Annotated in this window: 18 protein-coding genes; 14 read left to right on the top strand and 4 right to left on the bottom strand. The window is 56.2% G+C overall.

Annotated features, from left to right (window positions below):
- The first annotated feature begins 49 nt into the window (after positions 1 to 49).
- Positions 50 to 388, top strand: coding sequence for a nitrogen regulatory protein P-II (glnB, locus tag EXW94_RS20925; RefSeq protein WP_003860685.1), 339 nt, complete (start codon positions 50 to 52; stop codon positions 386 to 388).
- Between the two features lie 81 nt (positions 389 to 469).
- Here the strand turns inward: glnB and hmpA are convergent, their stop codons facing one another.
- On the bottom strand, positions 470 to 1660 hold the full coding sequence (gene hmpA / locus EXW94_RS20920) for an NO-inducible flavohemoprotein (RefSeq protein WP_174340922.1): 1191 nt from the start codon (positions 1658 to 1660) through the stop codon (positions 470 to 472).
- 304 nt (positions 1661 to 1964) lie between these two features.
- Between hmpA and glyA the strand changes: the two genes are divergently transcribed.
- The gene (glyA, locus tag EXW94_RS20915; RefSeq protein ID WP_046888197.1) at positions 1965 to 3218 is read left to right on the top strand and encodes a serine hydroxymethyltransferase; all 1254 of its coding nucleotides are present in this window, start codon (positions 1965 to 1967) and stop codon (positions 3216 to 3218) included.
- Positions 3219 to 3272: 54 nt separating this feature from the next.
- Here glyA and EXW94_RS20910 read toward each other — a convergent pair whose 3' ends face one another.
- Positions 3273 to 3695 (bottom strand): DoxX family protein, encoded by a 423-nt coding sequence (locus EXW94_RS20910; RefSeq protein ID WP_032653045.1) that lies wholly within the window; start codon positions 3693 to 3695, stop codon positions 3273 to 3275.
- A gap of 172 nt (positions 3696 to 3867) precedes the next feature.
- On the opposite strand from EXW94_RS20910, the gene EXW94_RS20905 reads away from it, so the two are divergent.
- Positions 3868 to 5007, top strand: coding sequence for a 3-phenylpropionate MFS transporter (locus tag EXW94_RS20905; protein WP_174340921.1), 1140 nt, complete (start codon positions 3868 to 3870; stop codon positions 5005 to 5007).
- Here the strand turns inward: EXW94_RS20905 and csiE are convergent, their stop codons facing one another.
- Positions 5008 to 6285, bottom strand: a complete 1278-nt coding sequence (csiE, locus tag EXW94_RS20900; RefSeq protein ID WP_174340920.1) for a stationary phase inducible protein CsiE — start codon at positions 6283 to 6285, stop codon at positions 5008 to 5010.
- Between the two features lie 125 nt (positions 6286 to 6410).
- On the opposite strand from csiE, the gene EXW94_RS20895 reads away from it, so the two are divergent.
- Together EXW94_RS20895 and EXW94_RS20890 are read left to right on the top strand one after the other, a co-directional pair.
- Entirely contained in the window at positions 6411 to 7049 is a 639-nt protein-coding gene (locus EXW94_RS20895; RefSeq protein WP_174340919.1) for a DUF1007 family protein, read from the top strand.
- The gene (locus EXW94_RS20890; RefSeq protein ID WP_174340918.1) at positions 7040 to 8020 is read left to right on the top strand and encodes a nickel/cobalt transporter; all 981 of its coding nucleotides are present in this window, start codon (positions 7040 to 7042) and stop codon (positions 8018 to 8020) included. Before EXW94_RS20895 ends, EXW94_RS20890 begins: the two co-directional genes overlap by 10 nt.
- Positions 8021 to 8079: 59 nt before the next feature.
- Here the strand turns inward: EXW94_RS20890 and suhB are convergent, their stop codons facing one another.
- A complete protein-coding gene (gene suhB / locus EXW94_RS20885; RefSeq protein WP_010434013.1) occupies positions 8080 to 8883 on the bottom strand; it encodes an inositol-1-monophosphatase in 804 nt (267 codons plus the stop codon).
- 131 nt (positions 8884 to 9014) lie between these two features.
- Here suhB and trmJ point away from each other — a divergent pair, with 131 nt between their 5' ends.
- From trmJ to iscX, 9 genes are all read left to right on the top strand, one after another.
- Positions 9015 to 9743 (top strand): tRNA (cytosine(32)/uridine(32)-2'-O)-methyltransferase TrmJ, encoded by a 729-nt coding sequence (gene trmJ / locus EXW94_RS20880; RefSeq protein WP_010434012.1) that lies wholly within the window; start codon positions 9015 to 9017, stop codon positions 9741 to 9743.
- 216 nt (positions 9744 to 9959) lie between these two features.
- A complete protein-coding gene (iscR, locus tag EXW94_RS20875) occupies positions 9960 to 10451 on the top strand; it encodes a Fe-S cluster assembly transcriptional regulator IscR (RefSeq protein WP_089597799.1) in 492 nt (163 codons plus the stop codon).
- Between the two features lie 117 nt (positions 10452 to 10568).
- On the top strand, positions 10569 to 11783 hold the full coding sequence (iscS, locus tag EXW94_RS20870) for a cysteine desulfurase (RefSeq protein WP_020883022.1): 1215 nt from the start codon (positions 10569 to 10571) through the stop codon (positions 11781 to 11783).
- A gap of 24 nt (positions 11784 to 11807) precedes the next feature.
- Positions 11808 to 12194: a Fe-S cluster assembly scaffold IscU gene (iscU, locus tag EXW94_RS20865; protein WP_003860661.1), complete on the top strand. Its 387-nt coding sequence runs from the start codon at positions 11808 to 11810 to the stop codon at positions 12192 to 12194.
- A gap of 13 nt (positions 12195 to 12207) precedes the next feature.
- Entirely contained in the window at positions 12208 to 12531 is a 324-nt protein-coding gene (gene iscA, locus EXW94_RS20860) for an iron-sulfur cluster assembly protein IscA (protein ID WP_003860659.1), read from the top strand.
- Between the two features lie 76 nt (positions 12532 to 12607).
- Positions 12608 to 13123 (top strand): co-chaperone HscB, encoded by a 516-nt coding sequence (gene hscB / locus EXW94_RS20855; protein ID WP_174340917.1) that lies wholly within the window; start codon positions 12608 to 12610, stop codon positions 13121 to 13123.
- Positions 13124 to 13137: 14 nt separating this feature from the next.
- The gene (gene hscA, locus EXW94_RS20850; protein ID WP_174340916.1) at positions 13138 to 14988 is read left to right on the top strand and encodes a Fe-S protein assembly chaperone HscA; all 1851 of its coding nucleotides are present in this window, start codon (positions 13138 to 13140) and stop codon (positions 14986 to 14988) included.
- 1 nt (position 14989) lies between these two features.
- Entirely contained in the window at positions 14990 to 15325 is a 336-nt protein-coding gene (fdx, locus tag EXW94_RS20845; RefSeq protein ID WP_003860652.1) for an ISC system 2Fe-2S type ferredoxin, read from the top strand.
- Between the two features lies 1 nt (position 15326).
- Positions 15327 to 15527: a Fe-S cluster assembly protein IscX gene (gene iscX / locus EXW94_RS20840; RefSeq protein WP_095282903.1), complete on the top strand. Its 201-nt coding sequence runs from the start codon at positions 15327 to 15329 to the stop codon at positions 15525 to 15527.
- Positions 15528 to 15534 lie beyond the last annotated feature (7 nt).

Below are 15534 nucleotides of genomic sequence, written 5' to 3'. Positions count from 1 at the left end.
GAGCAATCGATTACGAGGCAGCTTACAGGCAAGAGTTTAAGGACCCACCATGAAAAAGATTGATGCGATTATTAAACCTTTCAAACTGGATGATGTACGTGAAGCGCTGGCGGAAGTTGGCATCACCGGGATGACAGTAACGGAAGTGAAAGGTTTTGGTCGTCAGAAGGGCCACACCGAGCTTTACCGTGGCGCGGAGTACATGGTCGACTTTCTGCCGAAAGTAAAAATTGAAATCGTGGTCAGCGACGATATCGTGGATACCTGCGTGGATACCATCATCCGTACCGCGCAGACGGGCAAAATTGGCGACGGTAAAATCTTCGTCTTTGACGTGGCGCGCGTGATCCGTATCCGTACCGGCGAAGAAGACGACGCTGCGATTTAACAGCGCCAACGGTTTTGTAGGCCGGGTAAGGCGCAGCCGCCACCCGGCGAAAAAAAGCCCCTCGAACGAGGGGCTTTTTCATTACAGCACCTTATGCGGCCCGAAACATTCGTAATGAATGTTGTCCTTGTCCACACCCAGGTCTACCAGCTGCTTCGCAGCATACTGCATAAACGCCACCGGCCCACAGACGTAAAACTGCATTTCCGGTGCGCTAAACGCCCCTTCATGCTGGCTTAAATTCATCAGACCTTCGCTGTCGAAGCGTGCGGCCTGGCGGTCTGCGTCCGTTGGCTGGCGATACCAGGTATGCGCGGTGAAGCGCGGCAGGGACGCCCCGAGCGTTTTGACTTCATCCGCAAAGGCGTGCACGTCGCCGTTCTCTGCGGCGTGGAACCAGTTTACCTGCGCGTCGTGGTTTGCTTTTGCCAGCGTATCGAGCATCGCCAGCATTGGCGTTTGACCAACACCCGCAGAGATCAGCGTCACTGGCGTATTGCCGTCAACGGCCATAAAGAAATCACCCGCCGGCGCTGCCAGATGAACCACGTCGCCTACGCTGGCTTCGTTGTGCAGCCAGGTTGAGACCTGACCGCCATCTTCGCGTTTCACCGCAATGCGGTAGCCTTTGCCGTTTGGCTTACGGGTAAGAGAATACTGGCGGATCTCCTGGTGCGGGAAGCCTTCAGGCTTCAGCCACACGCCCAGATACTGGCCCGGGTGATATTCGGCCACCGGTTTACCGTCCACCGGCTCAAATTCAAAGCTGGTAATCAATGCACTGCGTGGGGTTTTCTCGACGATGCGGAACGCGCGCGTGCCTTCCCAGCCGCCGTTCTTGCTGGCGTTTTCGCTGTAGATTTGCGCTTCACGGTTGATAAACACGTTTGCCAGCACGCCGTAGGCTTTACCCCACGCGTCCAGCACTTCCTGGCCCGGGCTGAACATTTCGTCCAGCGTGGCCAGCAGGTGGCCGCCAACGATGTTGTACTGCTCAGGCTGGATCTGGAAGCTGGTATGTTTCTGCGCAATCTTTTCTACCGCAGGCAGCAATGCCGCCAGGTTTTCGATATTGCTGGCGTAGGCTGCGATGGCGTTAAACAACGCTTCACGCTGGTCGCCATTGCGCTGGTTGCTCATGTTGAAAATTTCTTTGAGCTCCGGGTTGTGCGAGAACATGCGATCGTAGAAATGCGCGGTGAGTTTAGGGCCGGTTTCCACCAGCAGGGGAATGGTGGACTTAACGGTAGCGATGGTTTGAGCGTCGAGCATGAGCGCGTCCTTCTGATGTTACATTTAATGATGTATTTTAAATGCATCTTATAAAAATAACCCTGCGTTGTAAATGGTTCTTTGCAAGATGAAAAATATGCATCACAAACCTGAAAAGAAATCCGTTGAAAATGATGAGAGCTTTATTCCTCAAACCCTTGCGTGGCGTGGAGGTAAACGTTTGCGTAAAATCGTTTGTCAAGACCTGTTATCGCAGAACTATTCAGTTATACTGTTGCCCGTCGTCCAACAGGACTGCCTTTTCAGGCCAAAATTTACTTGTTAGCTGAGTCAGGAGATGCGGATGTTAAAGCGTGAAATGAACATTGCCGATTATGATGCCGAACTGTGGCAGGCTATGGAGCAGGAAAAAGTACGTCAGGAAGAGCACATCGAACTGATCGCCTCCGAAAACTACACCAGCCCGCGCGTGATGCAGGCGCAGGGTTCTCAGCTGACCAACAAATACGCTGAAGGTTATCCGGGCAAGCGCTACTACGGCGGTTGCGAGTACGTTGATATCGTTGAGCAACTGGCGATTGACCGTGCGAAAGAACTCTTTGGCGCAGACTACGCGAACGTGCAGCCGCACTCAGGCTCTCAGGCTAACTTCGCGGTCTACACCGCGCTGCTGCAGCCGGGCGATACCGTTCTGGGTATGAACCTGGCGCAGGGCGGCCACCTGACTCACGGCTCCCCGGTTAACTTCTCCGGCAAACTGTACAACATCATCCCTTACGGTATTGATGAGTCCGGTAAAATTGACTACGAAGACATGGCTAAGCAGGCCAAAGAGCACAAACCGAAGATGATCATCGGTGGCTTCTCTGCTTACTCCGGTATCGTTGACTGGGCAAAAATGCGTGAAATCGCAGACAGCATCGGTGCTTACCTGTTCGTGGATATGGCGCACGTTGCGGGTCTGATCGCGGCAGGCGTTTACCCGAACCCGGTTCCACACGCTCACGTTGTGACCACCACCACCCACAAAACCCTGGCGGGTCCACGCGGTGGCCTGATCCTGGCGAAAGGCGGTGACGAAGAGCTGTATAAGAAACTGAACTCCGCCGTGTTCCCAAGCGCGCAGGGCGGCCCGCTGATGCACGTTATCGCCGCAAAAGCGGTAGCGCTGAAAGAAGCGATGGAGCCAGAGTTCAAAGTTTATCAGCAGCAGGTTGCCAAAAACGCCAAAGCGATGGTGGAAGTATTCCTGAGCCGTGGCTACAAAGTGGTGTCTGGCGGTACTGAAAACCACCTGTTCCTGCTGGATCTGGTTGATAAGAACCTGACCGGTAAAGAAGCTGACGCCGCCCTGGGCCGCGCCAACATCACCGTGAACAAAAACAGCGTGCCAAACGATCCGAAGAGCCCGTTCGTGACCTCCGGTATCCGTATCGGTTCTCCGGCCGTGACTCGTCGCGGTTTCAAAGAAGCGGAAGTGAAAGAGCTGGCGGGCTGGATGTGTGACGTTCTGGACAACATCAATGACGAAGCGGTTATCGAGCGCGTCAAAGGTAAAGTGCTGGATATCTGCGCACGCTTCCCGGTATACGCATAATCCTTCTGCCCTGCAGAAATAAAAAAGGCCGCGCTTGCGGCCTTTTTTTATGGGCTAACGTCGGTCGAGAGATATGGCCCCCGGTCCGACAATCGCCAGCAAAATAAACGCACCGGCAATACTCACATTCTTATAGAAGTTAATCATGTTCGGCACAACCGCATCACCGGTCATATCCCAGTAATGGTGGCCTATCACCGCCGTTCCCAGCGTATAAAAGACAAAGAGCACCGCGATGGGGCGAGTGAAAAAGCCCAGCACGATCAGAATCGCCGCGGGAACCTCCATCACCACCGCAATAATCGCGGCCAGCATGGGCATGGGGGCGCCGAGCGACGTCATATACTGAACGGTGCCGCTAAACCCCGTGAGTTTGGGATAGCCAAAAATAATAAACAGGACGACGATAGCAATACGGGCAATCAAAAGCAGGAAAGAACGTGAGGAGCCGAAATCGAAATAACGTAAGCTGTTCATGGCAAACGACCTCTTCAGGCGATGTTCTTTAAACGTAATACAATTTTGCCGCTCTCGCCATACGTCGACCGGCTGTCCATGATGTTAATTTATCGTTAATTTATAGCGCGCTAACGACTTGCCAAAGTGCAGGATACACGCCAGACTATCGCCTCCATTTCGGGAGGGATTCATGGTCTTGCATTCCACGCGCTGGCTGGCGCTCAGCTACTTCACCTACTTCTTTAGCTACGGTATTTTTCTGCCTTTCTGGAGCGTCTGGCTCAAGGGAATCGGCCTCACCCCTGAGTCCATCGGCGTTCTGCTTGGCGCAGGCCTGGTGGCGCGTTTCCTGGGCAGTCTGCTGATTGCGCCGCGCGTCAGCGATCCCTCCTTACTGATCAAGGCCGTGCGCATACTTGCGCTGCTCACTTTGGTCTTTGTCGCCTGCTTCTGGGTGAGTCAGCAGTTTGCCTGGCTGATGGTGGTGATGGTTGGCTTCAACCTGTTCTTCTCACCGCTGGTACCGCTGACGGATGCCCTGGCGAACACCTGGCAAAAGCAGATCACCATGGACTATGGCCGCGTGCGTCTCTGGGGATCGATTGCGTTCGTGATCGGCTCGGCGCTGGTGGGTAAGCTGGTCAGCCTGTACGACTATCACGCCATCCTTGCGTTACTGAGCGTGGGTATTGCCTCCATGCTGCTGGGGATGCTGTTGCGTCCGTCGGTAATGCCGCAGGGCGAAAGCCGTCACCAGGAGAGCGCAGGCTGGCCGGCCTGGCGGAGCCTGGTGGCACAAAGCTGGCGTTTTCTGGCGTGCGTTTGCCTCCTTCAGGGGGCGCATGCGGCGTACTATGGGTTCAGTGCCATCTACTGGCAGGGGGCGGGCTACTCTGCTTCTGCGGTAGGCTACCTGTGGTCGCTCGGCGTCGTGGCGGAAGTGATCATCTTTGCGCTCAGTAAAAAACTGTTCCGTCGCTTCGGCGCGCGCGATTTGCTGCTGCTTTCTGCCGTGTGCGGCGTGGCACGCTGGGGGATTATGGGCTGGACGACCGAACTCCCGTGGCTGATTCTGGCGCAAATTCTGCACTGCGGTACCTTTACCGTGTGCCACCTGGCGGCGATGCGCTACATCTCTGCGCGTGAGGGTGGGGATGTGATTCGACTGCAGGCAGTCTACTCTGCGGTGGCAATGGGCGGCAGCATAGCCGTGATGACGGTCTTTGCTGGCTTCCTGTATCAGCACCTTGGGCACGGCGTATTCTGGGTGATGGCGCTCGTTGCACTACCTGCAATGCTCGTTCGCCCCAAAGTGACGGCACGCGTGTAACTAGGATTCCAGCATCGCGCGAATATGTTCTTGCTGCTGCGCGTTCAATGTCTCAACGGCATGGATCAGCGGCGGCGAGAACAACGGCAGGGCGGTTGGGTAAGGGGTGATCACCAGCGCAGCTTCACGGGGCGCACCTCCCTTCTGAAACGCGTGCAGGGTCAGATAACGAATATTGAGCGGCAACAGCGTCAGCTCGCGCAGCTGCTGCTCAATCAACGCTTCACATGCTTTATCTTCCCCGGTCAGTAACACCACCTGTTTTTCATGCAGATCGGTCTCCTGCATCAGCCAGGCACCAAAAATCACCGCCACCAGGCTCATCTCTTCATCGGAGAAACGCAGCCCGAACTCCGCTTCCAGCTCAAACAGCGCCTCTTTGGTGGTGCGTAACAGCCGCGGATAAAGCCGATGAATCTCTTCCGGCAGGCTGTTATCGATGCCGATTTCAAACAGTGAGCGATCTAACGCCTGAGCAAGATGGATATAAAGCTGATCGGTCAGCCCCTGTTCATCGCTAAAATTCATCCCGGTTTGGGCCCGAAAGCGCGCGATCATCCGCACTATGGTGCGGCGCAGGCGTTGATCCTGCTGATGTCTGTCAAGCACCGGATCGGGGGTGCGCAGCATCATAAACAGCAGCGCGAGGAACAGCTGTTCATCGCTGTGCGTTCCCTGCGGAACGCGCCGTTTCCAGTGGCGCACGATTTCCTGCGCGGTGAAATATTCCCCTCTCGATTGCGTCCAGCTGCGCTGAACGTGGGAAAACTGCGGCGTATTGCCCAGATGATGCTGGATCAGACAGTATTGCAAAAACAGCTGTAAAAACTGTACGTCGCGGCAGTCAAACGGACGCTGAAGCTTTCGCGAACAGAAGTTGATCAATGCTCGCAGGTTGGTGTCATCATAGAGTGGACGAGCGATGCCCTGCTGTTTAAGTGCGGTTTTAAGCGCGGGAGTAAACTGGTGAGAGACGAACTGCGGGCAAAGCCGAAGTGCCCTGCGCAGCCAGTGCAGCAGGCATAAACGCTGATTCAGGACCGAACCTTCAATTCGGTAGCTGCCGTCGAGGTGCGTGACGATATCAAGCCGATGATAGCGCTGGATTTCATCGCGCGTCTCGGCTATATCTTGCCGTGCCATTGCGTCGTCCACGCCATTGGCAGCGATTATGCTCTGTGCGGTGACGGCAGCATCGGGCAGGTAAAGCATCAAAAGCACCTGGCAGCGGCGCTGCGAACTGGAAAGCACAGATGGAATTTCAAGCGTCGTCATCATCTGTCGGGTATCCAGTGTGAATGTTTGATAAGAATAGCTAAAGGATGGGCGCTGAAAAGCGCGCCGGCAGGCCTTTCATTCAGGATTGCTGGGGAACATCACAGAATTTTTGACGTGAGGAATTGATGCAAATAGTTAAACAAAGCGCGATGGCGTTATTTTTGGCGGTTATCACCTTTGCCGTCAGCGCACATCCTCACAGTTTTATCAGCCTGAAAACCGAGCTTGTGACGGACGGCACGCAGCTCAGCGGCCTGAAAATGCGCTGGACGATGGATGAAATCACCTCGGCGGATCTGCTCTATGATGCGGGAAACGCAAAGCCTGGCGATGAGATCTGGAAAAAGCTGGCGGCAGAAGTGATGGCCAACGTGCTCGGTCAGCACTATTTCACCGAGTTCTGGCATAACGGACAAAAGGTCAAATTTCTTAACCGGCCCACGGAATACGGTATGACGCGAGACGGGCATCAGGCGGTGCTGACATTTATTCTCCCGCTGGCACACCCTCAGCCGCTGGCAGGGCAAAAGTATCGTTTCTCCACCTTTGACCCCACCTACTATGTCGATATGAGCTACGCCGAGGAGAGCGACGTGCAGCTTCCGGCATCGCTACAAAAGAAATGCAAGCTTATCGTCCACACGCCTAAGCCCAGCGAAGAGACGCTGAACTTTGCGGTCTCTCTCGACAAAGAAGATGCGCCGCCGGAGGACATGGAGCTGGGTAAACAGTTTGCGCAGGAGGTGACGTTACAATGTCAGTGATCTCCTCTTCGCACCAAAAACCGCGCCGCTGGCTTCATCTCTGGCCGCTGGCACTTTTTCTCCTGCTCGCCGTTTGCAGTTCGCTCTGGCTGTGGCAGGCCTGGCCGCAGGTGATGATGAAAAGCATCATCTGGCAGCGTGAAGTCAATCAACAGATGAGCGGGCTGTTGAAGGCGGTGGCGGAGAACCCGACAAAAGCGGGCGGTTCCCTGCTGGCGTTTAGCTTTATCTATGGTGTTCTGCACGCGCTGGGGCCGGGGCACGGCAAAATCGTCATCACCACCTGGCTTGCTACTCATCCCTCGAAGTTGAGATCGAGCATTGGCCTGACGCTGGCCTCCTCGCTGCTGCAGGGCGGCGTGGCGATTGCGCTCGTCGTGATAGTCCTTTCACTCTTACAGCTGCCTGCCCGTCAGCTACACATGAGCAGCTTCTGGCTTGAAAAAGGGAGCTATGCGCTGGTGGGCGTGCTGGGGCTGATCCTCTGCTGGCGGGCGCTCAAAAAGCTGCGCGTGCTGCTGCAAAAGCCGAAATTCAAGACCTTTACGCCGCACCACGTTCATGATGAAAACTGCGGATGCGGGCATCAGCATCTGCCCACGCAGGAACAATTACAGAACGGCGACGACTGGCGCGCGCGGCTGATGATTATTCTCTCGATGGGTATGCGCCCGTGCTCGGGGGCGATCATGGTGCTGCTGTTCAGTAAGGTAATCGGCGTGTTTGGCTGGGGAATGTTGTCCGCGCTGGCGATGGCGGCAGGAACGTCTCTCACCATTTCGTCTTTAGCGCTGCTGGTACACGGCTTCCGTCAGCTGGCGGTTAAACTCAGCGGCAATAAAACGCCGGTGCTGTGGCGACAGGTAGGGTGGACGACGCTTGCGCTGGCGGGCGGGGTGGTTCTGCTGGTGGCGGCGGTGACGATGTGGATGAGTGCGGTGCCGGTGGGGAGGGGATTGCGGCCTTTCTAGCGTACTGAGGGATTTTGTAAGCCCGGTAAGCGTAGCGCCACCGGGCTTAACAAACTGGATTAACGCTTTAGCGCATCGCTCAGTTCTTCACGCATGTTTGCCAGCATGGCTTTAACAACGCGTGGGTTACCTGCAACGATGTTGCCGGTGGTCATGTAGTTGTGGCCGCCGGTGAAATCGCAAACAATCGCGCCTGCTTCACGTGCGATCAGCTCGCCCGCCGCAAAGTCCCACGGCTTCAGTGACAGCTCGAAGTAACCGTCAACGCGGCCGGTCGCAACGTAGGCCAGATCCAGCGCTGCAGAACCGGTGCGACGGAAATCTGCGCATTCGGTGAACAGTTTGCCCAAGATATTCATATAGGTCGTCGCGTGCTGTTTCGCCTTGAACGGGAAACCGGTCGCCAGAATGGTGCCGTCCAGATCGCGTGCATTGCTGCAGCGCAGGCGGTAGCCGTTCAGCTGAGCGCCCTGACCGCGGGTAGCGGTGAACAGTTCGTTACGCATTGGATCGTAAACAACGGCGACTTCAGTACGACCTTTAATGCGTACTGCGATAGACACAGAGAAGTGTGGCAGGCGTTTGACGAAGTTGGTGGTGCCATCCAGTGGATCGATAACCCATTGAACATCCTGATCGGTACCTTCATGTTCACCGCTTTCTTCGGTGATGATGGTGTGCTGTGGGTAAGATTTGCGGATCGTTTCGATAATAATCGCTTCTGCGGCTTTATCGACGTTAGTCACGAAATCATTGCTGCCTTTCTGGCTGGTTTCTACGGAGTCTGGGGTTTCGTAGTGTTTGGCAATTACATTACCCGCCTTGCGCGCTGCGCGCACGGCGATGGTCAGCATCGGATGCATCGGTCTCTCTCACTGGATGTTAAAGAACAGGAAAATCGGCGCAGAGTATAGCAGCGGGATCGGATTATGTCTCCCGTTTATGATAATATGCCCGAATATTCTTCAGACACAGAATCCAGACATCTAAAATTATGCTGCAAAACATTCGAATCGTGCTGGTCGAAACATCGCACACCGGCAACATGGGCTCCGTTGCCCGCGCTATGAAAACCATGGGCTTAACGAACCTGTGGCTGGTTAACCCGCTGGTAAAACCAGACTCGCAGGCCATCGCCCTGGCGGCCGGTGCCAGCGACGTGATCGGCAACGCCCAGATCGTCGATACCCTTGATGAAGCCCTGGCCGGTTGTAGCCTCGTTGTCGGCACAAGCGCGCGCTCCCGCACGCTGCCGTGGCCGATGCTGGACCCGCGCGAATGCGGCCTGAAAAGTGTCTCAGAAGCGGAACAGGCCCCGGTTGCGCTGGTGTTTGGCCGTGAGCGCGTTGGCCTGACCAACGACGAGCTGCAGAAGTGCCACTATCACGTAGCGATTGCCGCCAACCCGGAATACAGCTCGCTGAACCTGGCGATGGCGGTGCAGGTGATCGCCTATGAAGTGCGTATGGCGTGGCTGGCAACGCAGGAAAAAGAGCGTACTGAGCCTCAGGAAGAGAGCGCCTACCCGCTGGTGGACGACCTTGAGCGCTTCTACGGTCACCTGGAGCAGACGCTGCTCTCAACCGGCTTTATCCGCGAAGGCCACCCGGGACAGGTGATGAACAAGCTGCGCCGTATGTTCACCCGCGCGCGTCCGGAAAGCCAGGAGCTGAACATCCTGCGCGGGATCCTGGCGTCGATTGAGCAGAAGAATAAAGAGTAGTGTTGATTTCCCCCTCTCCCCGTGGGAGAGGGCTGGGGTGAGGGCATCAGGCCGCACCTATATTATGAAGGCACAGAACGTTAAATACCTGACTAAAACAGTCAAGTAAATAGTTGACCATTTTAGTCAGGAATGTCAGACTTGGCCCTGCTATGCAATACCCCCATTTTACAATAAAAAACCCCGGGCAGGGGCGAGTTTGAGGTTAAGTAAGACATGAGACTGACATCTAAAGGGCGTTATGCCGTGACCGCGATGCTGGACGTTGCGCTCAACTCCGAAGCGGGCCCGGTTCCGTTGGCTGATATTTCTGAACGACAGGGGATCTCCCTCTCTTATCTGGAACAGCTGTTCTCCAGACTGCGTAAAAATGGACTGGTTTCCAGCGTTCGTGGCCCAGGCGGCGGCTATCTGCTGGGTAAAGACGCGGGCAGTATTGCAGTTGGCGAAGTGATCAGCGCCGTTGACGAATCCGTTGACGCGACCCGTTGCCAGGGTAAAGGCGGCTGCCAGGGCGGCGATAAGTGCCTGACCCACGCGCTGTGGCGCGATTTGAGCGACCGTCTGACCGGCTTCCTGAACAACATCACCCTGGGTGAACTGGTGAATAACCAGGAAGTTCTGGACGTATCGGGTCGTCAGCAAAGCCATGAATCACAACGCAGCACCCGCGCGCAAGACGCTATCGACGTAAAACTGCGCGCGTAATAAAAAGATAAGTATTTCAGAATCAGGCCGGGGCGGTCACGCCCCGTGTACTCGGTCGTACATCCAGCCGGTTGCCTGATTCCTTGCATTGAAGCGATGTACGGAGTTTAAAGAGCAATGAAATTACCGATTTATCTCGACTACTCCGCAACCACGCCGGTGGACCCGCGTGTTGCCGAGAAAATGATGCAGTGTCTGACCCTGGACGGAAACTTTGGTAACCCAGCTTCCCGTTCACACCGTTTTGGCTGGCATGCTGAAGAGGCGGTCGATATCGCCCGTAATCAGATTGCTGACCTGGTCGGTGCCGACCCGCGTGAAATTGTTTTCACCTCCGGTGCGACCGAATCCGACAACCTGGCGATCAAAGGTGCAGCCAACTTTTATCAGAAAAAAGGCAAGCACATCATCACCAGCAAAACTGAACACAAAGCCGTGCTGGACACCTGCCGTCAGCTGGAGCGTGAAGGGTTCGACGTGACTTACCTGGCGCCGCAGAGCAACGGGATCATCGACCTGAAAGAGCTCGAAGCGGCCATGCGTGATGACACCATTCTGGTTTCCATCATGCACGTAAACAACGAAATCGGCGTCGTTCAGGACATCGCGACCATCGGTGAAATGTGCCGCGCGCGCGGTATCATCTACCACGTGGACGCGACCCAGAGCGTGGGCAAACTGCCTATCGACCTGAGCCAGCTGAAAGTGGACCTGATGTCCTTCTCCGGCCACAAAATCTATGGCCCGAAAGGGATCGGCGCGCTGTACGTTCGTCGTAAGCCACGTATCCGCATCGAAGCACAGATGCACGGCGGCGGTCATGAGCGCGGCATGCGTTCCGGTACGCTGCCTGTTCACCAGATCGTGGGCATGGGCGAAGCGTACCGCATCGCGAAAGAAGAGATGGAAACCGAGATGGCGCGCCTGCGCACGCTGCGTAACCGTCTGTGGGACGGCGTGAAGGATATGGAAGAAGTGTATCTGAACGGCGATCTCGAGCAGGGCGCACCGAACATCCTCAACGTCAGCTTCAACTATGTTGAAGGCGAATCGCTGATCATGGCGCTGAAAGACCTGGCCGTTTCTTCCGGTTCTGCATGTACGTCTGCAAGCCTCGAGCCATCCTACGTGCTGCGCGCGCTGGGCATGACTGACGAGCTGGCACACAGCTCTATCCGTTTCTCTTTAGGTCGTTTCACTACCGAAGAAGAGATTGACTACACCATCAAGCTGGTTCGTAACTCCATCGGCCGTCTGCGCGACCTTTCTCCACTGTGGGAAATGTTCAAGCAGGGCGTGGATCTGAACAGCATTGAATGGTCACATCACTAATCGGTACATAAGGAGAATTCAATCATGGCATACAGCGAAAAAGTCATCGATCATTACGAGAACCCGCGCAACGTTGGCTCTTTTGACAACAGCGATGAATCCGTAGGTAGCGGCATGGTCGGCGCACCGGCGTGTGGCGACGTGATGAAGTTGCAGATTAAAGTCAACAATGAAGGTATCATTGAAGACGCGCGCTTCAAGACCTACGGCTGTGGTTCAGCTATCGCCTCCAGCTCCCTGGTGACCGAATGGGTGAAGGGCAAGTCTCTGGACGAAGCACAGGCTATCAAGAACACCGATATTGCTGAAGAACTCGAACTGCCGCCGGTGAAAATTCACTGTTCAATTCTGGCAGAAGACGCGATCAAAGCCGCCATTGCGGATTACAAAAGCAAACGTGAAGCAAAATAATTGAGGTTTGAGTATGTCGATTACCCTTAGCGACAGCGCTGCCGCGCGAGTAAGCTCTTTTCTGGCGAACCGTGGTAAAGGCTTCGGCCTGCGACTGGGCGTACGTACCTCCGGCTGTTCTGGTATGGCTTACGTACTGGAGTTTGTTGATGAACCGGCGTCTGACGACACCGTGTTTGAAGACAAGGGCGTGAAGGTGGTGGTCGATGGCAAAAGCCTGCAATTCCTCAACGGCACTCAGCTGGACTTCGTTAAAGAAGGCCTGAACGAAGGGTTCAAATTCACGAACCCGAACGTCAAAGACGAGTGTGGTTGCGGCGAAAGCTTCCACGTTTAACCGCGCGTCATCCGAAACCCCACCGCAGGATCTCTGTGTGTGGGGTTTGTTCTAACAGGCTACCCCTGAGATTGTTATGGATTACTTCACTCTCTTCGGACTACCCGCTCAATACCCGATCGATCTGCAGGCGCTGACGATCCGCTTTCAGGATCTGCAGCGGCAGTACCACCCGGATAAATTCGCGAGCGGTACTCAGTCAGAGCAACTGGCTGCGGTTTCCCACTCTGCGACCATCAACCAGGCCTGGCAGACGCTGCGTCATCCGCTGAGCCGTGCCGAGTATCTGCTTTCACTGCACGGTTTCGACCTGGCGAGCGAACAGCATACCGTACGCGACACCGCGTTTCTGATGGAGCAGCTCGAGCTTCGCGAAGAGCTGGATGAGATTGAACAGGCCAAAGACGAAGCGCGTCTGGAAAGCTTCATCAAGCGCGTGAAGGGCATGTTCGATACCCGCCATCAGCAGATGGTGCAGCAACTGAACAACGAGACCTGGGACGTGGCGGCAGACACTGTGCGCAAACTCCGTTTTCTCGATAAACTACGAAGCAGTGCTGAACAACTCGAAGAAAAGCTGCTCGATTTTTAATTTCGGAAGCAATTATGGCCTTATTACAAATTAGTGAGCCTGGCTTAAGTGCCGCACCGCACCAGCGTCGTCTGGCGGTGGGTATTGATCTCGGCACCACCAATTCCCTCGTGGCGACCGTGCGCAGCGGCCAGGCGGAAACGCTGGCCGACGAGCAGGGCCGCCATCTGCTGCCTTCCGTGGTCCACTACCAGCAGCAGGGTCACGCGGTTGGCTATGACGCCCGCGCCAACGCCGCGCGCGATCCGGCCAACACCATCAGCTCCGTAAAGCGCATGATGGGCCGCTCGCTGGCCGATATTCAGACCCGCTATCCGCATCTGCCGTATCGGCTGCAGGCCAGTGAAAACGGCCTGCCGATGATTGCCACCGCGGCCGGTCTGCTGAACCCAATCCGCGTGTCCGCTGACATCCTCAAAGCGCTGGCGGCGCGTGCGACCGCAACGCTCGGCGGCGATCTGGACGGCGTAGTCATCACCGTTCCGGCCTATTTTGACGATGCACAGCGTCAGGGCACCAAAGACGCCGCGCGTCTGGCGGGCCTGCACGTGCTGCGCCTGCTGAACGAACCGACGGCGGCGGCGATTGCCTACGGCCTCGACTCCGGTCAGGAAGGGGTTATTGCGGTTTACGATCTCGGCGGCGGCACCTTTGATATCTCCATCCTGCGCCTGAGTCGCGGGGTGTTTGAAGTGCTGGCGACCGGCGGGGATTCCGCGCTGGGCGGCGATGACTTCGACCATCTGCTGGCGGATTACATCCGCGAGCAGGCGGGCATCAGCGATCGCAGCGATGCGCGCGTACAGCGTGAACTGCTGGATGCGGCTATCGACGCCAAAATCGCCCTGAGCGATGCGCAGACGGTTTCCGTAAACGTTGCGGGCTGGCAGGGTGACATCACCCGCGACCAGTTCAGCGATCTGATTGCCCCGCTGGTGAAACGCACCCTGCTGGCCTGCCGTCGCGCATTGAAGGATGCAGGCGTTGAGGCGAACGAGGTGCTGGAAGCGGTCATGGTGGGCGGTTCCACGCGCGTACCGCTGGTGCGCGAGCGCGTGGGAGAATTCTTTGGCCGCACGCCGCTGACCTCCATCGACCCGGACAAAGTGGTCGCCGTGGGCGCCGCTATCCAGGCCGATATTCTGGTCGGCAACAAGCCGGACAGCGAAATGCTGCTGCTGGACGTCATCCCGCTGTCGCTGGGGTTAGAAACCATGGGTGGCCTGGTGGAGAAAGTGATCCCGCGTAACACCACCATTCCGGTGGCGCGCGCGCAGGAGTTCACCACCTTCAAAGACGGCCAGACCGCGATGTCCATCCACGTGATGCAGGGCGAACGCGAGCTGGTGCAGGACTGCCGTTCACTGGCGCGCTTTGCGCTGCGCGGCATCCCGGCGCTGCCTGCGGGCGGGGCGCATATTCGCGTCACCTTCCAGGTGGATGCGGACGGCCTGCTGAGCGTCACGGCGATGGAAAAATCCACCGGCGTGGAATCGTCCATCCAGGTGAAGCCGTCCTACGGCCTGACCGATGGCGAAATCGCCTCCATGATTCAGGACTCAATGAGCTACGCCGAGCAGGATGTGAAGGCGCGTATGCTGGCTGAACAAAAAGTTGAAGCCGCACGCGTGCTGGAAAGCCTTAACGGCGCGCTCGCTGCCGATGCCGCGCTGTTAAGCGCCGCTGAGCGTCAGGTGATTGACGATGCTGCCGCGCGCTTGAGCGCAGTGGCCGAAGGCAATGACGCTGACGCAATAGAAGAAGCCATTAAAAACGTTGATAAACAAACCCAGGACTTCGCTGCTCGCCGCATGGACAAATCTGTCCGCGTCGCGCTGAAAGGCCAGTCCGTGGACGAGGTTTAATATGCCAAAGATTGTAATTTTGCCTCATGCGGACCTCTGTCCGGATGGCGCTGTTCTGGAAGCGAAGACCGGTGAAACCATTCTCGATGTTGCCCTGCGTGCAGGTATCGAAGTGGAACACGCCTGTGAAAAATCCTGTGCCTGCACCACCTGCCACTGCATCGTGCGTGAAGGTTTCGACTCTCTCGCCGAGAGCACCGAAGACGAAGACGACATGCTGGATAAAGCATGGGGTCTGGAGCCAGACAGCCGCCTGAGCTGCCAGGCCGCGGTGACCGATGAAGATCTGGTCGTGGAATTCCCACGCTACACCATCAACCACGCACGCGAGCATTGATATGGGACTCAAGTGGACAGACAGCCGTGAAATCGGCGAAGCGCTTTACGACGCGAACCCGGATCTCGATCCTAAGACCGTACGATTCACCGACATGCACCAGTGGATCTGCGATTTAGAGGATTTCGACGACGATCCAAGCGCATCCAATGAAAAAATTCTGGAGGCGATTCTGTTAGTCTGGTTAGATGAAGCAGAATAAATAACAT

Source organism: Enterobacter sp. JMULE2, assembly GCF_013337145.1.
Taxonomy (GTDB): domain Bacteria; phylum Pseudomonadota; class Gammaproteobacteria; order Enterobacterales; family Enterobacteriaceae; genus Enterobacter; species Enterobacter mori.
Note: the sequence above shows the minus strand (reverse complement) of the source record. Positions and strands in the feature narration are given on the sequence as shown.